The sequence below is a fragment of the Aeromonas sp. 601027 genome, from assembly GCF_049174455.1.
Lineage (GTDB): Bacteria > Pseudomonadota > Gammaproteobacteria > Enterobacterales > Aeromonadaceae > Aeromonas > Aeromonas veronii_A.
In genome coordinates this window covers 21,479-43,887 of the sequence record NZ_JAAKTN010000010.1, presented here as the reverse complement: position 1 = coordinate 43,887, position 22,409 = coordinate 21,479, and the positions used below count along the sequence as shown (strand labels likewise).

At 60.6% G+C, this 22,409-nt stretch carries 24 protein-coding genes; 6 read left to right on the top strand and 18 right to left on the bottom strand.

Annotated elements, in window-relative coordinates:
* Window positions 1-22: 22 nt before the first annotated feature.
* Window positions 23-505: an NUDIX hydrolase YfcD gene (yfcD, locus tag G5193_RS13795; RefSeq protein WP_167557839.1), complete on the bottom strand. Its 483-nt coding sequence runs from the start codon at window positions 503-505 to the stop codon at window positions 23-25.
* A 203-nt stretch (window positions 506-708) separates the two neighbouring features.
* On the opposite strand from yfcD, the gene G5193_RS13790 reads away from it, so the two are divergent.
* A complete protein-coding gene (locus G5193_RS13790; RefSeq protein ID WP_005338403.1) occupies window positions 709-927 on the top strand; it encodes a DUF1107 family protein in 219 nt (72 codons plus the stop codon).
* Window positions 928-979: 52 nt separating this feature from the next.
* Here the strand turns inward: G5193_RS13790 and G5193_RS13785 are convergent, their stop codons facing one another.
* The 12 genes from G5193_RS13785 to G5193_RS13730 form a co-directional block, all read right to left on the bottom strand.
* On the bottom strand, window positions 980-1,294 hold the full coding sequence (locus G5193_RS13785) for a DUF2845 domain-containing protein (protein WP_005338404.1): 315 nt from the start codon (window positions 1,292-1,294) through the stop codon (window positions 980-982).
* 188 nt (window positions 1,295-1,482) lie between these two features.
* Window positions 1,483-2,094: an FKBP-type peptidyl-prolyl cis-trans isomerase gene (locus tag G5193_RS13780; protein ID WP_005338405.1), complete on the bottom strand. Its 612-nt coding sequence runs from the start codon at window positions 2,092-2,094 to the stop codon at window positions 1,483-1,485.
* A 150-nt stretch (window positions 2,095-2,244) separates the two neighbouring features.
* On the bottom strand, window positions 2,245-2,970 hold the full coding sequence (locus G5193_RS13775; protein WP_005338406.1) for a copper homeostasis protein CutC: 726 nt from the start codon (window positions 2,968-2,970) through the stop codon (window positions 2,245-2,247).
* A gap of 41 nt (window positions 2,971-3,011) precedes the next feature.
* Entirely contained in the window at window positions 3,012-3,914 is a 903-nt protein-coding gene (locus G5193_RS13770) for an ROK family protein (RefSeq protein WP_421206203.1), read from the bottom strand.
* Between the two features lie 108 nt (window positions 3,915-4,022).
* Entirely contained in the window at window positions 4,023-4,529 is a 507-nt protein-coding gene (locus tag G5193_RS13765) for a GNAT family N-acetyltransferase (RefSeq protein WP_064337029.1), read from the bottom strand.
* Window positions 4,517-5,323, bottom strand: coding sequence for a M48 family metallopeptidase (locus G5193_RS13760; protein ID WP_216951834.1), 807 nt, complete (start codon window positions 5,321-5,323; stop codon window positions 4,517-4,519). Before G5193_RS13760 ends, G5193_RS13765 begins: the two co-directional genes overlap by 13 nt.
* A 181-nt stretch (window positions 5,324-5,504) precedes the next feature.
* The gene (locus G5193_RS13755; RefSeq protein WP_216951835.1) at window positions 5,505-6,479 is read right to left on the bottom strand and encodes a PstS family phosphate ABC transporter substrate-binding protein; all 975 of its coding nucleotides are present in this window, start codon (window positions 6,477-6,479) and stop codon (window positions 5,505-5,507) included.
* 177 nt (window positions 6,480-6,656) lie between these two features.
* Window positions 6,657-7,952 (bottom strand): phosphate regulon sensor histidine kinase PhoR, encoded by a 1,296-nt coding sequence (gene phoR / locus G5193_RS13750; RefSeq protein WP_216951836.1) that lies wholly within the window; start codon window positions 7,950-7,952, stop codon window positions 6,657-6,659.
* Window positions 7,953-7,960: 8 nt separating this feature from the next.
* The gene (gene phoB, locus G5193_RS13745) at window positions 7,961-8,650 is read right to left on the bottom strand and encodes a phosphate regulon transcriptional regulator PhoB (RefSeq protein ID WP_026457670.1); all 690 of its coding nucleotides are present in this window, start codon (window positions 8,648-8,650) and stop codon (window positions 7,961-7,963) included.
* A 101-nt stretch (window positions 8,651-8,751) separates the two neighbouring features.
* Window positions 8,752-9,165 carry a VOC family protein gene (locus G5193_RS13740; protein WP_167572379.1) on the bottom strand — a complete coding sequence of 138 codons (414 nt, stop codon included), beginning with the start codon at window positions 9,163-9,165 and terminating at the stop codon, window positions 8,752-8,754.
* A 35-nt stretch (window positions 9,166-9,200) separates the two neighbouring features.
* A complete protein-coding gene (locus tag G5193_RS13735; protein WP_266134087.1) occupies window positions 9,201-10,481 on the bottom strand; it encodes a GGDEF domain-containing protein in 1,281 nt (426 codons plus the stop codon).
* A gap of 167 nt (window positions 10,482-10,648) precedes the next feature.
* Window positions 10,649-11,443 (bottom strand): AraC family transcriptional regulator, encoded by a 795-nt coding sequence (locus tag G5193_RS13730; RefSeq protein ID WP_421206202.1) that lies wholly within the window; start codon window positions 11,441-11,443, stop codon window positions 10,649-10,651.
* Between the two features lie 233 nt (window positions 11,444-11,676).
* Here G5193_RS13730 and G5193_RS13725 point away from each other — a divergent pair, with 233 nt between their 5' ends.
* On the top strand, window positions 11,677-12,576 hold the full coding sequence (locus tag G5193_RS13725; RefSeq protein WP_139405952.1) for a DMT family transporter: 900 nt from the start codon (window positions 11,677-11,679) through the stop codon (window positions 12,574-12,576).
* A gap of 76 nt (window positions 12,577-12,652) precedes the next feature.
* On the opposite strand, the gene G5193_RS13720 is transcribed toward G5193_RS13725, so the two are convergent.
* From G5193_RS13720 to G5193_RS13700, 5 genes are all read right to left on the bottom strand, one after another.
* Window positions 12,653-13,348: a response regulator gene (locus G5193_RS13720; protein WP_005338420.1), complete on the bottom strand. Its 696-nt coding sequence runs from the start codon at window positions 13,346-13,348 to the stop codon at window positions 12,653-12,655.
* A 3-nt stretch (window positions 13,349-13,351) separates the two neighbouring features.
* A complete protein-coding gene (locus tag G5193_RS13715; RefSeq protein ID WP_421206201.1) occupies window positions 13,352-14,920 on the bottom strand; it encodes an ATP-binding protein in 1,569 nt (522 codons plus the stop codon).
* Between the two features lie 17 nt (window positions 14,921-14,937).
* Entirely contained in the window at window positions 14,938-16,488 is a 1,551-nt protein-coding gene (locus tag G5193_RS13710) for an NAD-dependent malic enzyme (RefSeq protein WP_202000474.1), read from the bottom strand.
* A gap of 23 nt (window positions 16,489-16,511) precedes the next feature.
* A complete protein-coding gene (locus G5193_RS13705; protein ID WP_421206200.1) occupies window positions 16,512-17,828 on the bottom strand; it encodes a 2-hydroxycarboxylate transporter family protein in 1,317 nt (438 codons plus the stop codon).
* A 521-nt stretch (window positions 17,829-18,349) separates the two neighbouring features.
* Entirely contained in the window at window positions 18,350-18,520 is a 171-nt protein-coding gene (locus G5193_RS13700) for a hypothetical protein (protein ID WP_088869905.1), read from the bottom strand.
* 298 nt (window positions 18,521-18,818) lie between these two features.
* Between G5193_RS13700 and G5193_RS13695 the strand changes: the two genes are divergently transcribed.
* The 4 genes from G5193_RS13695 to G5193_RS13680 all read left to right on the top strand — a co-directional run bounded on the left by G5193_RS13695 (window position 18,819) and on the right by G5193_RS13680 (window position 22,399).
* Window positions 18,819-19,331, top strand: coding sequence for a MarR family transcriptional regulator (locus G5193_RS13695; RefSeq protein ID WP_005349886.1), 513 nt, complete (start codon window positions 18,819-18,821; stop codon window positions 19,329-19,331).
* Window position 19,332: 1 nt separating this feature from the next.
* Window positions 19,333-20,388 (top strand): HlyD family secretion protein, encoded by a 1,056-nt coding sequence (locus G5193_RS13690; RefSeq protein ID WP_421206199.1) that lies wholly within the window; start codon window positions 19,333-19,335, stop codon window positions 20,386-20,388.
* Window positions 20,378-21,475: a DUF2955 domain-containing protein gene (locus G5193_RS13685; RefSeq protein WP_216951842.1), complete on the top strand. Its 1,098-nt coding sequence runs from the start codon at window positions 20,378-20,380 to the stop codon at window positions 21,473-21,475. The genes G5193_RS13690 and G5193_RS13685 overlap by 11 nt, the downstream gene beginning before the upstream one ends.
* A gap of 159 nt (window positions 21,476-21,634) precedes the next feature.
* The gene (locus G5193_RS13680; protein ID WP_421206198.1) at window positions 21,635-22,399 is read left to right on the top strand and encodes a substrate-binding periplasmic protein; all 765 of its coding nucleotides are present in this window, start codon (window positions 21,635-21,637) and stop codon (window positions 22,397-22,399) included.
* The last annotated feature ends 10 nt before the right edge of the window (window positions 22,400-22,409 follow it).

Genomic DNA, 22,409 nt, shown 5'->3' with positions numbered 1-22,409 from the left:
AGAAGAGGATATATGAAATTGTTCAGCGCCTCGCCTGCCAGGTGGCGATGGCGAGCAGGGAGTCGGGGGTAAATTCGCTGGCACGCTCGGCGATCTCGGCCAGGCTCATCCAGTGCACCGAGCTCACCTCTTCGGCCTGCAACTGCAGCGGCCCCTGATAACGGCAACTGAAGAGGCCACCCCAGACCCGGTAGCCCTCCCCTTCCGCATAAAAGCTGCCAAAGCCCTGCAGAGGAACATCTATAATCCCCAGCTCCTCGGCCAGCTCGCGGCGGGCGGAGCGCTCCATCTCCTCACCGGTGGTGACCACGCCACCAGCGCAGGCATCCAGCATGCCGGGGCAGAAATCCTTGCTGAGGGTGCGTCGCTGCACCAGGATCCGATCCGCGTCGTCGAGCACCAGAATATAGCTGGCGCGATGGCAGAGATTCTCCCGCCGCACCTTGGCTCGCTCGGCCACGCCAATCACCCGGTTATCCTCGTCCACCACATCAACCCATTCCACGCACAGGCCCTTTTATTTGTTCCATTCAAGCCCGCAGTATATCGGTGCGGTGGTTTGTCATGGCACAACTTTTTCGATGATGCCGTCAATTTGCCGAGCTCACTGGCAAAATAAGGATTCATGCAAATCTTTATAAACCGTCATATCAGTGTCATCGACCGACACCATAGTGTGCCCTGTCCAGGCAATCAGGGAACCGTGTGATGAAGGTATTCAAGCAGTTATCCCCACGGCAGATCGCTCGCTACATCAAGAGCTTTCATCGAGGCTATTTTGCCATCGAGTCGCTGGGGACATTTGAATTCAACGCGGGCAGGATCAGCCTCCATGGCCTGACCTGCCGCCAGCGGCTAAGACTGGCTCGCCAGATCAATCTGGCGGTCAGACAACTTGGTCACCGCGACCCCTTGCCGGACATGTGAGTCAAAGGGTCTTGCCCTACTGTCTGTTGTGCATCCATGCTTTGCCCGCCGGCTACTGGCCGCGCGGGCCGTTTTCGATATCGGTAATGATGCCGTTGCGCACCGTCACAAAGCGCATGAACTCGTTCTTGCCGAAGTTGTAGGTCCAGCGTTCACCATATTTGACCTGCACCATGTTGCCAAACTGGTTCTCCTCGTTGCGATTGAGCTCTTCACGCAACATCGGCTCACCGCACTTGAGCAGCATCTCGGCGGTGGTGTCTCCTTCGGTTATCAGGGCGTTCTTGCAGCGCATGGCATCAGCACTGGCCGGAATGCTCAACAGCAACAGAGCAAGCCCCGCTACTTTCTTCATCTTCTTGCTCATCGGGTTCTCCTTATCCTCTCTAATGAGTCGCAGTATGCCTGTTCCCGTTTCTGAAAAAACCAGTAAAAAGCGCAAAAAAGCCGCCCTTTTCTGCTCTCCAGCCCGCTGGTCGCGACAAATGCTGTCTATCACATAACCCAAAAACAAACGGCGACCCGAGGGTCGCCGTTTGCATCAAGCCAGCAGGATCACAGGATGTCCAGCAGCTCGACTTCAAATACCAGTGCAGAGTAAGGCGGGATGGAGCCCGCGCCACGGGCACCGTAGGCCAGATCGTGGGGGATGTAGAGCTTCCACTTGGAACCAACCGGCATCAGCTGCAGCGCTTCAACCCAGCCAGCGATCACGCCAGTCACCGGGAATTCAGCCGGCTGGCCGCGAGCGACGGAGCTGTCGAATACGCCACCGTGGGTGAAGGTACCGTGGTAGTGCACACGCACGGACTGACCGGCTACCGGAACGGCACCGTTGCCTTCTACCAGCACTTCGTACTGCAGACCGGAGTCGGTCACCTTCACTTCAGCGCGCTTGGCGTTATCAGCCAGGAAGGCTTCGCCGTCAGCAGCGGCGGCCTTGGCGGCGGCTTCCTGCTCTTCTTGCATACGCGCAGTGATCACCTGGAAGGCATCATTGATATCGTCACGGCTGACCGCGAACTCCAGACCATTCAGGGCATCTGCCAGACCTTGTTGCAGGGCCGGGATATCCAGACCGGCGAAGGCTTGCTGCGCCAGCTGATCACCCATGTTGCGGCCGATGCCATAGCTGGCCTTTTGTTCGATAGAGTCGTATTGGGACATTGAGATGTTGCTCCAGATCCATGTAGTAAAGAGGCGGGATAATATCAGACTTTTGGCCGGGGTGCTGCCGGAGGCGCCCCTGATTTCCCCGTCAGTGGGAGGAACTTCACACAAGATGCGGATGAACGCCGCCCAACGGCGGCGATCTGCTTAACCGCGATCCAGCAAGGCTCTGACCGCAGCGACCTTGGCGCCATCGGTGATATTGACCCGACCATCATCCGAAGTGCCCATATTCACTCCGTGCGGCACCATGCCACCGCGCCAGCCCATGCCGGACATATGCACTTCGCTCACTCCGGTGAACTCGATGATAGTACGCACGTTGTCGGCATTGACCCCGGCCCCCGGCATCAGGCTGGCACGCCCCGCCAGCGCTTGTTGCATCTCTTGCAGGGTTTCCAACCCAGCCAACGCGGTCGGCGCATGGCCCGAGCTCAGAATACGCTCGCAACCGGCCGCGACTATGGTCTCCAGATCGAGGCGCCAGTCGGAGGAGAGGTCGATGGCGCGATGGAAGGTGACCCCCAACGGCCCTGCTGCATCCACCAGCTGTTTGAGCTTGGCGGCCGGCACCCGCCCCTCCTCATCCAGCAAACCGACCACCACCCCTTGCAGCCCCGCAGCGCGTGCCGCCGCGATATCTTGCAGCATCATCTCGAACTCGCCGTCGTTGAAGCAAAAATCCCCGGCGCGCGGGCGGATCATGGCGTACACCGGCACGGTGGCGTGGCGGGCTGCCTGCTGCATAAAACCGTAGGAGGGGGTCAGGCCCCCCAGACCCAGCGCAGAGCAGAGCTCGATGCGATCCGCCCCGGATTGCTGGGCGGTGAACAGGGATTCCAGGTTGTCGATACAGATTTCAAGACGGGTCATGAGGACTCCTTTTTCGGGGAGATCAGACCCCACATCTGATCTCATAGATTGAGCAAGGCTGCGCCTCGTACACCGCCGGCGCCGCCGAAGCGGGCCTGGCGGATCTCGGGCAGGGCGACCCCGGGCAGCAAGTGACCGGGCAGACGCAGCGGCAGCTGTTCATAGAGGGCGGGCAGGCCGCTCAGGCCGCCCCCCAACACCACCACTTCGGGATCAATCACCGAAATGGCGGTGGCAAGCCCGGCGGCCATGATCTCCAGCCAGCAGTCGACCGTCTCGACCGCATGGGGTTCATGGGCCTCGAAGCGCCCCACAATCTGGTGACCCGTGGCGCGCTGGCCATGGAAATGGTGATAGAGACGCTCCAGACCGGTGCCGGAGGCATAGGTTTCAAAACAGACCAGACGGCCGCAGCCGCAACGGGGACGGGGCAAATCGGGGTACTTCATCAGCATGGTCGCGGGCAAGGGGTAGTGACCAATCTCGCCAGCCAGCCAGTTGCGCCCCTGAATAAGCTTGCCCGCCAAATAGACGGCGCCGCCGATACCGGTGCCGATGGTGACGCCGAGCGCACTGCCTGCGCCGTCAGCTGCCCCTTGATGCACTTCGGACCAGAGGAAGCAGTTGGCGTCGTTATCCAACTTGACCGGCCGCTCCAGCAACTCGGCCAGATCGGCGCCCAGATGGCGACCATTGATGGAGGGCAGATTGGCCGCCACTATGCTGTGATCGTGGCTGTTGATGACCCCGGGAAAACCGATGCCGACCGAGCCCCGTGCGCCGAAGCGGGCATCCGCCTGCTCGACCCGGGAGCGGATCAGCTGCTGCAACCCCTCGTAATCGTTGCCCGGGGTGCTCATGCGCTCCTCGTGGCAGAGGTTCAATGCACCGTCATAGACCGCAAAAGCGATCTTGGTGCCACCGATATCAAAGCCGTAATACATGCCAGCACTCCCTTGTCAGCCCGTGTTTATCCAACTCTGTTCCAAGGGGGACATTGTATTAATTCGCAAAAAAAATAAAGTGACCGAAGGCGAAAAACGGGAGAGTGATCAGAGCAAACGGCTCATTTGTCGCTGCAGGCAGGGCTGCCCGAGGCTTATCAGGGTGCGCTCTGCGCCGTCAAAGACGAAGCCGCGTCGCAGGTAGAACCCCTCGCCGATGTGGTTGCCATCGAGCAGCCACAATTTGACGCTATGACAACCGGCGCGGCGCATCTGCATAGCCACCGCCTGCCACAACCGTTTGCCATAGCCTTGTCGCCAGTGGTCGGGATGGAGGTAAAAAGCGCGGATCAGGGCATGGCTCTGCCCCGCTTCCTGCTGTGGTTGCCAATAGAGCAGGCCAATCACTACCTCATCGAGACAAAGCAGCATGGGCCTTGGGCCCGGCTCGGCCAGACGGCTCTGCCAAATCTGTAGATGAGCGGTAACGTCCAGCTGCTCCAGCAGGTCAGCACCGAGCACCTGGCCATAGGCAGCGAGCCAGCTGGCTCGCTGCATCACCGTCATGGCGGCGGCATCATCGCTGCGCGCCATGCGCAGGCTTATGCCTTGCATTGGGGCACCAGACCATTGGCGCGGGCCTGCTCATAGAGCGGCAGCACTTGCGCCTGTTGCGCCTGCAACTCGGCGATCCGGTTCTCGTTGCTCGGGTGGGTTGAGAGCAGTTGCGGCGGGGTGTTACCACCGGCGGCGGCACTCATGTTCTGCCACAGGGGGATCGCCTCGGCCGGATTGAACCCGGCCCGCGCCATCAGCTCAAGCCCGAGCCGATCCGCTTCGCTCTCCTGAGTGCGGCCATAGGGGAGCATCACCCCCACTTCAACCCCGAGACCAAGGGCGGCCATAGTGGCGCCGCGATACTCGCTGGTGCCCATGGCAATGTCCGCAGCCGCCAGACCGATCCCCGCCAACTGGCTGCGTGAGAGTCGCTCGTTGGAGTGCTGGGCCAGCACGTGAGTCAACTCGTGACCGATGACGGTCGCCAGCTGATCCTGATTCTTGGCCACCTTGAGCAGGCCGCTGTAGACCCCGATCTTGCCGCCGGGCAGGGCGAAGGCGTTGACCTGCTTGGAGTCAAACACCACCACTTCCCAATTGGTGATGCCATAGCTGGCCGGCACCTGGGCGGTCACCGCCTTGGCGACACAGGAGACATAGGCGTTGAGTTTGGCATCCTTGCTCACCTTCTCCTGCTTTTTCATATGCTCGAAGGAGTCGGCACCAAGCTGGTTCATCTGCTGGGGGGAGTAGAGCAGCATCTGGCTGCGGCCAGTCGGCGACTGGGCGCAGGCGACCAGCAGGGAACTACAGAGGGCTACCAGGCCAAACTTGGAGAGGGACGCAATCATGAAGGGATCCTTTGCCATAACGTTGCCCTATTCTCGGAAATGCAGCCCTGCTACGCAAGGGAACCTGCCCCCGGCTGGCGGAAAAACATCCATCCAGCGCTATTAACAGAACTGACAGTCACCAAAAACAAAACGAGCCCGATTGGGGCTCGTTTTATCAGTAGATGCTGGCAGCAAGCGGTTACATGATGCCCAGCTTTTTCAGATCCGCCTGCACCACCTTGGCCGGTACCGGTACGTAGCCATCTTTGGCAACGATGTTCTGGCCCGCCTTGGAGAGCATCATCTTGACGAACTCCTGCTCCATCGGAGAGAGCGGCTTGTTCGGATGCTTGTTCACGTAAACGTACAGGAAGCGTGACAGCGGATATTTGCCGGTGATGGCATTATCGGCAGTAGCATCGACAAAGGTCTTGCCATCCTTGGAGAGCGGAATGGCACGAACGCCGGAGGTAACGTAACCAATACCGGAGTAACCGATACTGTTGAGGGAAGCGGAAACAGACTGCACCACGGAGGCGGAACCCGGCTGCTCGTTCACACCGCTCTTGAAGTCACCATTACAGAGCGCGTGCTCCTTGAAGTAACCGTAGGTGCCGGATACCGAGTTGCGACCGAACAGTTGCAGATCCTTGCCGGACCAGCTGCCATCCAGACCCAGATCAGACCACTTGGTAGCCGCCTTGGCTTCGCCGCACTTGAGTGTGCTGGAGAAAACGGCATCAACCTGCTGCATGGTCAGCCCCTTGATGGGGTTGTCCTTGTTGACGAATACCGCCAGGGCATCGACGGCAACGCGGATAGCGGTCGGCTTGTAGCCATAACGCTTCTCGAACGCTTCGATTTCACCGGCCTTCATGGCGCGGCTCATGGGACCAAACTGGGCAACCCCTTCGGTCAGGGCGGTCGGTGCGGTAGAAGAGCCGGCAGCCTGGATCTGGACATTGACGTTGGGGTAGACACGCTTAAATTCTTCTGCCCACAGGGTCATCATGTTGGCCAGAGTATCAGAGCCGACAGAGGACAGGTTGCCTGAGATACCGCTGGTCGGAGTGTAATCCGGCAGATCCTTGTCGACACCATAGGCCAGGGTGCTGGCAGAAAACAGGGTTGCTGCGGTAAATCCGATTACACCAGCCAGTTTGTTGAGTTTCATCCAATCTCTCCAAAGTTACAGAAGGTCCGTTCTTAAGACGGCGCCAGTATCTGACCTGGCAGTGACAAATTTATGGATTAAATGTGACACTTTAATGACATGACAACAAAGTTGCACAAATGCAGAGAGGGCCCGCATTGTGGCCCTCTCGAATTTACTAACCCATTGTCATAAAAGCTATTTTAACACCACCATACGAGCCGGTATCAGGAAGCTGAAGCGACTGCCAAGGCCGACACGACTTTCAATCTCGAGCTGACAGTCATGATGACTGAGGGCATGCTTGACGATGGCAAGGCCGAGTCCGGAGCCACCGGTGTGGCGGGAGCGGGCCTTGTCGACCCGATAGAACCGTTCGGTCAGCCGCGCCAGATGCTCGGGGGCAATCCCCTCCCCCTCATCCCTCACGGCAAACAGCGCCATTGCCCCCTGCTTGCGCCACTCCACGCTGATCTTGCGCCCTGCCGGTGTGTAGTGGATGGCGTTGTAGACCAGATTGGAGACGGCGCTGCGCAGCTGCTCCTTATCCCCGCGCACAAACAGGTCTGGCTGCACCATGAATTCGATCTGGTGGGCCCGTTCGCCCGAGAGCGCCCGCGCCTCCTGCTCCAGCAGTCCGAGCATGGCAGGCATGTCCACCAGATGGGAGAGATCCACGGTCGGGGCCGCCTCGATGCGCGACAGGGTGAGCAGCTGGTTGACCAGATTGTCCATCCGGATGGTCTGCTCCATCATCACCCGGTGCGCCTTGGCCCACATGGCAGGCGGGGGCGGATCTTCAGTCATCTCCAGATAGCCCTTGAGCACGGTGAGCGGAGTGCGCAGCTCGTGGGAGACATTGGAGACAAAGTGCTTGCGGGTCTTCTCCAGACTGCGCAGGCGGGTGACATCGCGTACCACCAGCATCGCCTGATCGGAGGCGTAGGGCATAATGCGAAACTCGAGAAACTTCTCTTCGTTGATCGGAGAAGTCATCTCCAGTGGTTCATCATAGCTCCCCTTCCCCAGATAGGCGGCAAAGGCAGGATGGCGGATCAGGTTGCCAATGTGCTGACCTGCATCTTCCGGCCAGCGGAAACCGAGCAGTTGCTCTGCCAGCCGGTTGCACCAGAGGATGCTGCCATCTTCGCGAAACACCACGGCCGCATCGGGCAGCGCCTCGGCCCCCTCCCGAAAGCGGCGGATCAGCCCCGCCAGCTCGCGCCGCCGAGCCCGGTGACGCTGTTGCAATTTGTAGATCCCGTTGAAAATGTGCTCCCAGCTGCCACTGCCGTTAGGTGGTACCAGGCTGCGGTCGTGCCACAGCCAATCAGACAGCCGCTTCTGAAAACGGTAATGCCAGCCCAGATGCAACACTGCCGCCACCAACAGGCAGAGGGCAAGATGATCAATCAACCAGCCAACCAATGCGAAGGGGGCGTAGAAAAACGCCATTCGCCACAACTGTCGCCGCCAGGCGTAAGGTTGCAACATAACTGCCTCTAGAGACGGGTTGAGAAGCGGTATCCGGCTCCACGCACCGTCTGGATCAATCTGTCGTGCCCTGTCTCTTCAATCGCCTTGCGCAGGCGCCGAATATGCACATCCACGGTTCTGTCCTCGACGTACACATTGGTACCCCAGACATTGTTGAGCAACTGCTCACGGCTATAGACCCGCTCGGGGTGAGTCATGAAGAAATGCAGCAGCTTGAATTCGGTCGGCCCCATGTCGAGCGCCTTCTCCTCGGCACTGACCCGGTGGGAGACGGGGTCCAGCTTGAGCCCCTGCACCTCGATCACCTCGTCTACCGAGGTGGGGGAGACTCGGCGCATCACCGCATGGAGGCGAGCGGTGAGCTCCTTGGGCGAGAACGGCTTGGTGATATAGTCGTCGGCACCGGCCTCCAGACCACGCACCTTGTCCTCCTCCTCACCGCGGGCGGTGAGCATCACCACCGGGATCTGGCGGGTCACCTCATCCTGCTTGAGCTGTTTGATAAACTGGATGCCACTGCCGCCTGGCATCATCCAGTCCAGCACGATAAGTTCCGGGTAGGGTTCACGCACCTTCGCCAGTCCGTCGGCGAAATCTTCCGCTTCAATCGTCTCATACCCCTTCTGCTCCAGCACGAAACAGAGCATTTCGCGGATCGGTGCTTCGTCCTCGACCACCAGAATTCGCTTAGCCATTCCCTTCTCTCTCCTCTGTGAAGATGGGTGCGCCAATTATTAGAATTTTCTGTGACACTTTTATGACTTTATGACAGGCGGGATGATAAACGTTTTCAGATTCAGTTGGCAGCAGCGCGTTGCAGCAGGTCCCAGCGGTTGCCACTGATATCCTCGAACACTACCACGGTGCCGTAGGACTCCTGTCGAGGCTGTTCACAAAAATGGACACCATACTGCTGCATCCGCCGGTAATCCCGCCAGAAGTCATCGGTCTCGAGGAACAGAAATACCCGTCCGCCACCCTGTTTGCCAATGGCGGCCAGCTGCTCCGGGGTCGCAGCCCGCGCCAGCAGCAACGAGGAACCCGAGCTGCCAGCGGGAGCAACCCGCACCCAGCGTTTGCCCGGTTTGCCCGGTTCGTCGAGCCGGGTATCTTCCAGCAGCGCAAACCCCAGCCCCTCGGTGAAAAAGGCGATAGCCTCGTCATAGTCGGCCACCAGCAGGGTCAGGGCACCAATAGATTGTCTGGTCATCTTGCTCTCGTCTTTAACATGTCATGCTACCGCCCTCAATGCGCCACTACCCGGTTGCGTCCCTGCGTCTTGGCCTGATAGAGCGCCTCGTCGGCACGTTTGAGTACGCATTCCCATGGCTCTCCCCCCCGCTCGGCCACCCCGAACGAAGCGGTCACCCGCAAGGCCAGCGGCCAATGGGGAGATGCCTCCAGCAGGGTACGCAGCCGCTCGGCCAGGATACACGCCCGCAACTCATCGTAATCAAGGCAGACCAACACAAACTCCTCTCCCCCCCAGCGCACCAGATGGCAGAGGGGATCGCAGTGGCGCAGGATCTCGCTGACCAGCAGTTTGAGCACCTCGTCTCCCACCGGATGGCCATGGCTATCGTTGATCTGTTTGAAGTGATCCACATCGATATAGACAAGAGTGCAGGGCTGCTCACCTATCTCGAGCAGCAGTCGCTCACCGCCGAGCCGGTTGAGGGCGCCGGTCAGGGCATCATAACAGGCCTCCTCGCGGGAGCGGCGATTCTCTTCACTCAAGGTCCGGTTGAGCGCCTCGGCCTCCAGTTTGGCTTGATGGGCATGCTGCAAGCGCTGCTTCATCAAAAGGTGGTTGATCAGAAAAACGGTACAACCGTAAAGAAACCAGACAAACAGGATCAGCCGATAGAAGAGGGTGGCATCGAGCCAGCTACCGTGAAACTGCAGCGCTTCGATCACCACGCCATGCTTACCGGGCGGCATATCTGAACCAGCCATAACCTCGATGGCATAAACCCGATCCAGATTGGCCCCCTGCTGCTGCAACGGCACATTGTAACGGGTGATCCACCAGGTCGCCGGGGTAAACACATCCAGTGGCACCTCGTGATCCCGGCCGTAATCCGCCGGCCGAAAAATGATCTCGTTGAACTTGGATTGCTCAGGCTCATCAACCCGGTCATAGACCGGATTGTAGTTGCGCAGATACAAGCGCCAATCCTGCTCGCCAGCCCCGGTTACGCTCAAACGGATATGAAGTGTGCCAAAACGGGTCAGATTAATCCCCTTGTCACGGGGGGTCAGGGTGAGGATAAGGCCGCAACTTGGGTAGCTGGCCGGATTGGCGGTTAACGTACAGACCACTCCGGGATGATCATCCGCCGAGGGTTGATAGCGCACCGCCCCCGGCCCAGCATCCCGTGGCTGCTGCACTGTGATGGAGAGCGGCCACTCCTTGATATCGAGAACTCGCTCTGGCCCGAACTCGAACAGCAGGATGGCACAACCGGTGAGCGCCAGCAGATACCAGAATAGTGACTCGGCCAAACGGGAACCGGACGCGATCATGCTTACCCTAACCCCTGAATATGAAGGCACAGCCATTCACTCGGGCAGACAACCGATCGTTGCTGCCAGATGGCCCATGATAACAGGGCTCTATGATAATCCCTGTAACGACAAGAAACAGGCTACTTATCATGGCATTCACACTGCATCGCTCCCATTTTTTCCCATTAGAGCCCCCGTTCTGCCGATTGCTGGCGATAACGCTGAGGGGAGCAGCCCAGCTCCCGGTTGAACATGGCGATAAAGGCCGAGGTGGAGCCGTAACCGAGCCGCCAGCTGATCTCCTGAATCGGCATGTCCCCCTTGAGCCAGGCCAGCGCCTTGAGCAGCCGCAACCGCGCCCGCCACTGACCGAAACTCATCCCCAGCTCCCGCAGGCAGCGCCGCGCCAGGGTGCGCTCTGTGGTATGCAGTTGTCCGGCCCACTGGGCCAGTGTTCGGGGATCGGCAGGATCGCTGTGTAACGCCGCCAGCATGGGAGCCAGCAGCTTGTCCTGACTCATCGGCAGGTAGCTCTCCTGACAGCGGGTGCGCGCCAGTCGCTCCACCAGTAACTCGGCCTGACGCTGATCCCACTCATCCGCCATATGGCTCACCCGCCGTTCGCAAAAATCGCTCAGCAGGGCGCGGATCAGCGGGGTGAGCAGCAGCAATCTGGGCTCTGGCGGCAGCTTGGCCGCCAGCTCGTGGCTGACGTAGATGGAGGTGTAGTCGAGGGTCTGCTCGTTGTAGGAGGTGTGGTCGAGATCCGCCGGCACCCAGATCAGGTAGTCGGCAGGGGCCACCAGTCGCTGATCCCCCAGCTCTATCTCCATGATCCCCAGACTGATCATGTTGAGCTGGCCCCAGGGGTGGGAGTGCAGCACGGTCGCGCTGTCGGCCAGCATCTGCTGGTAACTGAAATAGAGCGGATTGGGAGCGGGCAGAACGACATCTACCGGCTGAAAGTGGTGAGTGGCCATCAGCGCCCCTTGTCAGCGAGAGAGAGGAGCAGGCGTGATGCAACGCCCTGTTGGCTCGGTCTCCGGCACAGGTCAAAAGCAGCCATCAGTTGCGGGCAAACGCAGCCCGTGTGGGCCGGAAAAAGGTGCATCAGAAAGAGTTGTCTTTTCTGCTGGGTCATCTGTCTGTTTTACGCTACTTGATAATATAAAGACAAGGGTAGACTTGGCCCCCTGTTAATAAGGAGCCTCTGATGCGAATCTTTTCCCCTCTTCTCTTTCCGCTGATGGCGGTGCTGATCTGGGCTACCAATACCGTGGTGTCCAAGGCGGCCGCCAGCGTGCTCGACCCCGCGGCTATCTCCTTCTATCGCTGGGTGATCGCCGCTCTGGCACTGACCCCCTTCTGCCTGCCGCAGCTGTGGCGCCGCCGTAGCGAGGTTCGCCCCTGGTTCGGCAAGCTGCTGGTGCTGGCGGCGCTCGGTATGGTGCTCTACCAGTGCCTCGCTTACTACGCTGCTCACAGCACTTCGGCCACCAATATGGGGGTGATCGGCTCCCTCATTCCACTGCTCACCCTGCTGCAAGGGGCGCTCTTCTTCGGCCAGCGTCCCGGCAAACAGGCACTGCTCGGCATGAGTATCTCCCTGTTCGGAGTGCTCTGGCTGCTTGGCAAGGGCGAACCGCTCGCCCTGCTCCATAACGGCATCAACCCGGGGGATGGCATGATGTTGCTCGGCTCCGCCAGCTACGCCCTTTACGGCCTCTTGATCCGCCGCTGGCAACTGCCGTTTGGCCCCTGGCTCAACCTCTACATGCAGATCCTGCTGGCCGTGCTACTGCTGGTGCCGCTCGCTCTCAGTGCCGACTCGATGGCGGTGCCGGCCGAAGGGTGGGGTCTGGTGCTCTTCGCCGGGCTCGCCTCCTCCCTGCTGGCGGCTTACTGCTGGATGCGCGGCCTCGCCTGTATGGGGGCAGAGCGCACCTCGGTCTTTATGAACCTGATGCCGCTCTGTACGGCACTGATCGCCGTCGTCAGCCTGGGTGAACCGATCCACGGCTATCACCTGCTGGGGGGCGGGCTGATCCTGGGCGGGGTGATGGCCTCCCAGCTGAAGGGGCGTGCACCGGTAGCAGAACGGGAAGCCGCCTGAGAACCAACATCGTCCGGAAACAACAAGGGAGCCATGGGCTCCCTTGTTGTTTCTGCAATGCACGTCAGTGAGCACCTCAACCGGCCCGGCGCCAGCGGTAGCGCCGCTCCGGCCGCCCCCGCTGACCGTAGTTGAGATCTACATCCACCCGATCTTCCGACTCCAGATACTCCAGATAGCGGCGCGCCGTGGTGCGGCTGAGGGAGAGTCGCAGCGCCACCGTGTCGGTGGAGAAGACGTTCTCCGGCTCACCCGCCAGCAGATCCAGCACCTGACGCAGGGTGATGCTGTCGATCCCCTTGGGAGTGACGCGCATCTCCTTGATCTGGGAGCGCCCTCCCTTGCCCAGCAGCTTGTCGAGATCTTCCTGCTCCAGCCGACCCCGCTCGCAGAGGCGGCTGTGCAGTTGCAGGATCTCGTCCAGGCTCTGCTGAATGCGAAACAGCCGTAATGGTTTGATGACGTAGTCATGAACCCCCAGATTGAGGGCCTGCTGGATGGTCTCCACATCCCGCGAGGCAGTCACCATGATGACGTAGGCTTCGCGGTTGTGGCTGCGCAGGCGGCTCACCCACTCAAGGCCGGAGCCATCGGGCAGGGAGACATCCACCAGCAGCAGTTGGGGCACCACACCGGCCATCATGGCATCGGCCTGGGCCAGGGTGCCGGCCCGCCCCAGCAGGGAGAAACCGGGTGTCGCCGCCACCAGTTCTGACAAGATGGCACCGATCCGATCGTCATCTTCAATAACAAGCGTGATTATTGGGTCCATGGCTCACATTAATTGGTTTTTATTCAAGTAGATACCAAACAGGGTGGTCTGCTCGGCGGTTCGCCGCCATTCTATCACACCCTCGTGCCGACCCACGGTCTCCTTGACCAGGAACAGACCCACCCCGTGATCGCCGCTCTGGCGACTCACCCCGTAATCGAACAGGTGATCGGCCAGCTCCTCGTCGACCCCCTCACCGCTATCCTCCACTTCGATCACCAGTCGCCGCCCCACATCGCACAGGGACAGCAGCACCCGCGGCGGCCGCTGCTGGCGGTTGCGCCAGGCCGCCTGCAGGCCGTTGTCCAGCAGGTTGCCAATGAGGGTAATGAGATCGGCCGAGACCGAGGCCGGATACTCCGCCAGCGCCGAATCGGGATCGAGTTCCAGGGTCACCCCCAGCTCGCGAGCCCGGCTGAACTTGCCGAGAATCAGCCCCGCCACCGGCTTGTTGTCGATCAGCCGCAGCAGCTCCTGCAGCATGGTCTGGCACGCTTCGTTCTCCTGCTGGATCAGCTCCACCGCCTGATCCACATGGCCCAGCTGCAACAGGCCGGAGAGGCTGCTCAGCTTGTTGGCAAACTCGTGGCTCTGCATCCGCAACATCTCGGCATACTGGCGCAGGTGGGTCACCTGCACCCCCAGACTGGCGGCCACCTCCGGACGGCTGAAGATCAGCAGCCGCCCCGGCGCCTTGCCCTGCACCGCCTGCCAGCGGCCAACGAAGGACTCCCCCTGAATGGTGAAGCCCACTTCCCCACCCTCCTGCTCCAGACAGGGGGCAAGGGGCGGCACCAGCTCCGCCAGCGACTGTCCCTGCAGGGCGTGGCGCCCGGTAACCGGCAGCCGCAGCTGATAGCTGGCGGTGCTGTTGATCATGTTGATGTTGCCGCGACCATCAAGGGCGATGACCCCTTCGGTGATGTGCTCAAGCACCAGATCCTGCAGGGTGAAACGGCGCACGATTGCCTCCGGCTCCAGATCGAGCAGAGTCTTGCGCAGCAGGTATTGCACCCAGAGTGCCAGCAGCAGGCCGCACCCCAGCACCGCAACGATGGCGCTGATGAGCAGGGCTACCCGCTCCATATAGATGCCCTCCACCTGCTGCATCAGATAGCCCACCACCACGGCCCCCATGACGCGCCCGTCACCGCCCACCACCGGGGAGAAGCAGCGGATCGCCGGCCCCATGGTGCCCCGATCCTTGGAGCAGTAGCTGCGCCGCTCCTGCAGCGCGGGCCAGATATCCTCGCCGCGAAACTTCTGCCCCACCAGCTCGGGGTTGGGGTGGCTGAGGCGGCGACCATGCTCGTCGGTTACCACCATATAGGTGGCGTCGGTGCGGTTGCAGACCGCCTCCACATAGTCGCGCAGGGTAGGGTCACGGCCCTGACGCAGGGCCTCGACCACCCGGGTGTCCGCCGCCATCACCCGTGCCAGATCGCTCCCCTTATCCTGTAGATTGCTCTCCAGCAGATGGCGGATAAAGAGGGCCAGCAGACTGCCCAGAATGAGGATCAGCAGCAGGGAGAGCCCGAGAGAAAGGGTGACCAACTGGTGGCGAAGTTTCATGCACATACCTTAAAACGTCAGGACGCAGCCCAATAGTGCGGATGCCACCAGGTCTGGTCAATCAAAGGAGCCGGATCGCCGACAAAATCGGCCAATCCTTCCTCGCGGGCGCAGAGCGCCACCGCTCTGGCGACGGCGCGGGCCACCTCTCCCACCTGTTCGATGGGGGGTAGCAGCCGACCCGCCACCAGCGGATAGGCGCCGACTGCCCGCACCGCAGCCAGCAACATGCCATCGCTGATGCGGCGCGCCTTGACCGCGCAGGCCCCGAGACCAATCCCCGGGAAGACATAGACGTTGTTGCACTGGGAGACTACCCGCCGCTCGCCGGCCACCGTTACCGGCGCAAAGGGGCTGCCGGTGGCCAGCAGGGCGCGGCCATCTGTGGCGGCCCACACCTGCTCGGGGGTCGCCTCGGCACTGCGGGTCGGGTTGGAGAGTGGCAGGATCACCGGCTGATCGCACACCTCCCCCATCGCCTGCAACACCTCGCGGGTAAAGAGGCCACCCTGCCCGCTCACGCCAATCAAGACCGCCGGACGCACCTGGCGGATGGTCTCCAGCAGCGAACTGTTCCCCTCCTCAACGGCGCGGGCAAACGGCTGTTGGGCGCGAGTCAGGTTGGGACGATCGGCGCAGACCACCCCGTCCTGATCAAACAGCCAGACGCCATCGTGGCTCCCCGCAAGCTGGGCCAACATGGCGGCGATGCCGCAACCGGCAGAACCCGCCCCGACGATCAGCACCGGGGCATCGCACAGGGCGGTACCCGCCTGCTGCAACCCGGCCAGCACGCAGGCAGAAGCCACTGCCGCCGTGCCCTGAATATCGTCGTTGAACATGCAGAGCTCGTCCCGATAGCGGGTCAGCAGGTTGGCGGCATGCTTGCCGGCAAAGTCTTCAAACTGCAGCACCACTTGGGGCCAGCGCTTGCGAATGGCGGCCACCACCTTGTCCATGAAGTGGTAGTAGCTCTCGCCGTCGATGCGCGGGGATTGCCAGCCGAGGTAAGAGTCATCCTCCAGCAGCTCGGGGTTGTTGGTGCCCACATCGACACAGAGCGGCAGGGTACGCGCCGGATTGATGCCGCCAGCAGCGGAGTAGAGCGCCAGCTTGCCGATACAGATCCCCATGCCGCCGATACCGAGATCGCCAAGCCCCAGCACCCGCTCGCCGTCGGAGATGACGATCACATCCACCTCCTGCTCCACCGACTCGAGGATATCGTCGAGATCATCCCGGTCGTGCCAGGAGAGGTAGAGGCCGTGGCTGCGCAGATAGAGGTCACTGTGGCGCTGGCACGCCTCCCCCACCACCGGGGTGTAGATGATCGGCAGCAGCTCCGGCAGGTGGTGGCGTACCAGATCGTAGAACAGCACAGGGTTGTCCTCCTGCAGCTGGCGCAGCAGCAGATGCTGGTCAAACGGACTCTGCATGGCGCTGACCAATCGGTAGATCCGGCGCCGCTGCTGGGAGAGGGACTCCTCCTTGTGAGGCATGCGACCCCGCACCCCCTGACGCTTGCGCTCGGCATAGGGCAGGCTGGTGCCCATCATGATGTCGTTCATCTTGTTTGTTCCTCAATCCGGTATCAGGCGAGCAGGGAGATAAGGGCGGTGGCCAAGATCAGCATCACGGCGCCGCCCAGGCGAGAGGAGATCTGGGCAAAGGGCATCAGCTTCATCCGCTGGGCCGCCGAGAGCACGGCTACGTCGCCGGTGCCGCCCATGTTGGCCATACAGAGCCCGCCGGTTATGGCCGCCTCGATGGGATAGAAACCGATCAGCTTGCCGACCAGCGCCGCGCCGAGGGCGCCACCGATTACGGTGACCATGACCAGCACGAAGTAGCTGACGGAGAAGGCACTGATCAGCTCGGGAATACTGGTATAGGCGACGCCGATCCCCACCAGCAGCGAGGGGGTGAGGTTGCTCACCACAAACTGGTACCAGTCGGCCGCCGCCTGCTCATAACGACGCGGCAGCACGCCGCTCACCTTGATAAAGGCGACCGCCAAAATCATCAGGGCGAAGGGGTGCATGGGGATAAAGTTGCCAAGCAGGGAACCCAGCACAAACATGCTGGAGCTGATGAAAAGGCCCATACCCAGACTCTGCAGGGTCGGCGCTTCGGCCTGCTCGTCAGCAATGCTCTGGCTATTCTCTTTGACCATCAGCTTGCCGTTGCCGGTCAGGGAGGGGTAACGGCGACCGAGCCGCGCCAGCAGGGAGCCCACCAGAATGGCCAGGGTATTGGCGATCACCACCGCCGGTACCATGCGCGACAAGAGATCCGCACTGGACATCTGCATCGGGCCGGAGAGGATCTCCACCAACGGCACCGCACCGGCGCCCATGCCACCGCCCATGATGGGCAGGCCGATCAGCAGCACGGCATTCTTGAAGCCATATCCCATCAGGGAGCCGACCAGCCCCACACTCAGCAGTGCCAGTGCGACGCCACCAAGAATAACCGGCAGGTAGCGCATGGCGGCATTTTTCAGCAGCGCGCCGCTCATGCCGAACACCGAACCGGTCACCAGACTGGCGATAAAGAAGTTGAGAAAGCCCCCCTCCTTCATGAAGTGGGTGATGACCTGCCCCGCCTGCACCGGCAGCAACTGATATTCAAACAGGGCGGCACCGCCAAAGATGGCGAGGATGGTGCCGCCCCCCAGGTATTCGCGGATCGGCATGATCCGCTCACCCAGCTCGGTCAGCAGGGTGCCCAGCACGAACATCAGCGCCAACGCACCGACCATGCCCAGCGGCAGCGAGCCATTCCAGCCGGAAAAGAGAACACAGGTCGCCAGCCCCAGAAATATAAAGAGAGGCATACCGGCAATTTGTTGGCCGCCCATAAAGGCGGCCTTTTCTTGTGTGGTTTGTAGGGGTGAGAGGTTTTTCATTGTTATGTACTCTGCGTGTGATTGTGGCCGCTACTTTATTGATCCCCCTCGCCCCTGTCGGTTAGCCAGATTGCAAAGCCATATAAAAACATTAAAAACTTAAACATCATGGTGCCGCCAACGTGCGCAGCACAATAGAACACCAGACATCCGATACCCGACCAAGTCAGGAAATAGGGTGATAAAACGAGCGAGCCCAATGGCGGATATTTGGGTGATCAGCAGTAATAACGATGCGATGATCTCCCCCCTTCGGGGAAATAACAGAGCCAGATGACAAGCTCTGCGACCATTTATCGCCACAGCTCCTGTGAGTGATTATCAGCGGGTAATGTCATCGCCATAACGCGAGTGCCACGGCATGCCACACCAGGGTTTGAGTCGGCGTGCAGGAAGGAAGCACGCACGATGAAAAATGGTGAGGAGAAAGATGCAAAAAGGGGAGATTGAAATAGTGATGAGTCAAGCCAGCGAATACCAGAGCACTGGCTTGAACTCACAAGGATCACACACGGTCAGGTCTATTCTGCCAACAGCAATGGAATATTGGCGGGGTCAAAATCATGACTGATATCGGTACTTCTGATAGCGCCTTCCCGATTCACGCCATGGTGTGACTCTGCACCATATTCTCCATCACTCAACAGCGTTTCAATTGCCAGATACACACATCCACTGTCATATCCATCCACAACCCGTTTCCCCCTTGTTTTATAACCCCATCAATATTAGCGGATAAAAAAAGAGCTGCTCACTGAAGCTGAAAATTTCATGAAAATAATCGCCGGATATCCTCCATTCACGGCGCAATATCCGAATCGGCAAGAGAGCCTCGAGTGGATCAGCCCCGAAAATAATATCAGGGGCTCGAATGCTGCTCGCCCTCACCAACGAAAGATCCGACCAGAAACATGATTCACATCACACTATTTACTTAGCCTGCTAAACAAGTATGATAGTTAGCAGGCTAAGTACATTGAGGATGAGAAGATGACGGATCTGGAAAGGTTGCGCGAGCTGTCACTCGCCGAGCAGATAGCGCGGATGCACCGGCTATGGCGTACTGCCGCCGACCTGGAGCTGGCTCCCCTTGGCCTCACCCATCCCCGCTGGACCGCGCTGTGGAAGCTCTCCCGCATGGGGAACCATGTCAGCCAGAAGACCCTGGCCGAAGCCCTCGAAATAGAACTGCCATCCCTGATGCGCACCCTGGGCCAGCTGGAAGAGCAGGGTCTGATTGAGCGCCACTGCTGCAGTCAGGACAAGCGGGCCCGCATCGTCTGCGTGACCCCGGCTGGCCAGACCCTGCTCGATCAGATCGCCGACCGCATCATGAATATCCGCCGGGAGCTGCTGGGGGGCATCGACGAGCAGACCCTGCAGCTGTTTGAAGCCACGGTGCAGCGGATCTCGGCCAACGCCCTCAGCAAAATTGAACAACACCACGACCGACAAGCCGGAGGCGATACAAGCCCTCCCGAGACCGACACAGAGAGAGAATAAGATGACTCCGGATCAACAATTTACCCGCTGGATCAAATGGTCCATGGCGGGCTTTGCCACCTTGTTTGCCTATTTTCTGATAGCCGACCTGCTGATGCCCCTCACCCCTCAGGCGATGGCGACCCGGGTGGTCACCAAGCTGGCCCCCCAGGTGAGCGGCAAGGTGATCGAGGTCGCCGTTCACAACAACCAGCAGGTCAAGAAAGGGGATCTGCTGTTCAGGCTGGATCCGGCCCCTTTTGAACTGGCAGTGGAGCAGGCCCGCCTTGCGCTGGCGCAGGCAGAGCAGCAGAACAGTGAACTGGATGCCGCTCTGACCGCCGCCGTTGCCGAGATCAACGCCAAGGAGACCCTAGCCAGCCAGAAGTGGCGCGAGGCTGAGCGGATCGATGCGCTCTACCAACGTCACATGGTTTCGCTGCAACAAAAAGATGAGGCTGACAGCGCCCTGCGCAGCGCCCAGGCCAACCTGCGCGCCAGTCAGGCCAAACTGGCCCAGATCAAGGCCAGTCGTGGCGTGACCGGTGAGGACAATCTGTTGCTGCGCCAGGCCCGCAACCAGCTGGCGCAAGCGCAGCTGGCCCTCTCTTACAGCCAGGTCCACGCGGATCAGGATGGCACCATCACCAACCTGCAGCTCAAGCCGGGCAGTATCGCCAGCGCGGGCAGCCCGCTGCTGGCGCTGGTGTCGGAACAGGTGGACGTCATTGCCGATTTTCGGGAGAAAAGCCTGCGCCATGTCGGCGCGCAAACCCGCGCACTGGTCGCCTTCGATGGCGAGCCGGGTCAGCTCTATCCTGCCCGGGTGAGCAGTCTGGATGCCGGGGTGAGTGCCGGTCAGTTTGATGCCAATGGTCGACTGGCCGCACCGGTGGAGTCGGATCGCTGGGTGCGGGATGCCCAGCGGATGCGGCTGCACCTCGAGCTGGACCAGCTCCCCGACCATCTGCCAGCCGGGGCGCGGGCCACGGTGCAACTGCTGCCGGACAATGCCCTGACCGCCATGCTGGCACGGGGCCAGATCCACCTGCTCAGCCTGCTCCATTATGTCTACTAACCACGCCACTCACCCGTCGGCCAATACTGCCCCAGCCCACCTCGTCGGTGGTGCTGCCACTCACCTCTGGTATCGGCCCCTCACTGGCAACGAGCTGCGCCAGTGCCTGCGCATCGCTTTTGGCTGCACCACGGGCTTTCTGCTCTGCAAACTGTTTGGCTGGAATTACGGGGTCTTCTATACGGTCACGCCGGTGCTGCTGCTGGGGATGGTGCCTGTAATGAATGGCCATGCCGCACGCCAGCTGATCGCGGCGGCGATGGTCTGTGGGGTGGAGGTCGGGCTGCTGGGGGGGCTGTTTGGCAGCCATCCGGCACTGATGACTCCCATCGCCTTTCTGCTGTTTCTCTACCGTTTCGCCGCCATGTCGCGGGGCAGCCTGTTTCTGTTCGGGGCCAACGGGGTGCTGAGCCTCAGCATCATGCTGCACTTTGCCAGCTATCCGCAGACCGACCTCAACGACCTGATCCTCAACAATATCTGGGCGAGCCTGCTGTCGGTGCTGATCGCCTACCTGATGACCATGCTGATCCCGGATGTGGAGGCCAGACCCAAGCCCGCCTCGGCCCCCAAGGCACCGCACCGGATGCGCCATGAAGCCCTGCTGGGTGCCACTGTGGCCACCCTGTCGTTTCTGGTATTTCAGGTGTTTGACCTGCGCGACTCCATGTCTGCCCAGGCCACAACCCTGCTGGTGCTGTTCCCCATGCACTGGAACGGTGCGCTGAGTTATGCCCGTAAACGGGCGATGGGTACCTTGCTGGGGGTCACCTTCGGCCTGCTCGGCCAACTGCTGCTCTATGACTGGTCAGGGCAACTGCTGCTGGTCGCTCCACTGCTGTGGCTCGGCGCCATGCTGTTCAGCCATGCCCACGTCAAGGAGGCAGGCGGCTCCGGGGTCGGCTTTGGCGCCCTCACCACCCTCGGCATCCTGTTTGGCCAGTACCTCACCCCGGGCAACGATCTGGTGTTCAGCGCCCTCTACCGGGTGAGCAGCATCCTGTTTGCCATCGTGGTCACCCTGCTGGCCTGCTACCTCGTCCACCGGTTGCTCAACCGCTTCGAGGCGACCCGCTTCGGTTATTGATCTCCTGTTGTAAACACTGTTGTCAGCCCATGGATGAGCTCTCTTTCGCCCCGTCGCCTGCCGGGGCGTTTTTTTTGCACCCTTGTCATCCTCCCGTCACCACAAGTCAGCACAGAAGTATGGCTATGCTTGTAAGGCTGCTGTCGATGAGGTGCACCTATGGTTTCATTGTTTAAAAAATGGCTGGTGTGTCTGGTGCTGCTGGCCACCAGCCCGCTCGGGGCCACCCCGCTTGTCATTGGCGCCGAAGATGACTGGGCTCCCTACTGCGAGCGCGGCAAGGACAATGAGGATGGCCAGCCCCGCGGACTGGCGCCTGAGTTGGTCAAGGCGGTGTTCGCCGCCGAAGGGATCGAGATTGTCTTTCGCACCCTCCCCTTCGCCCGCTGCATGCACGATGCAAAAAGCGGCAAACTTGCGGGGTGCTTCAACGCTACCATCACCGAAGATAACCGCTACCAGTACCATTGGCACGATACCCCCATGTTCGAGGAGGATCTTGCCATCTTCGCTCTTGCCAGCGACCCGCAACGGGATCTCAAGCTTACCTCGCTGGAGGGCAAGCGGGTGGGCATCACCCTGGGTTACACCTACCCCACCGATTTTATGGAGAACCCCAGGATCACCCGCTTTCAGGCCAAATCCGATGCCCAGATCCTCGAGATGCTGGTACGTGGCCGGGTCGACTACATCCTGATGAACGGTATGCCGGGCTACCTCAAGATCCAGCAGAAGCAGCTGACCGGCAAGGTGGTCAAGGTTGGCAAGATCTCCACCGATGGCTTCTGGCTCGCTTTCTCCCGCAACACACCGCAAGGGGAAGCGCTGGCCAAGCAGTTCGAGCAGGGATTGCAGAAGATCAAGAACAACGGCACCTATGAGACGCTGATCCGCCAGTTTGAAACCAGACTTGGCCTGCACTGATTGACACTAC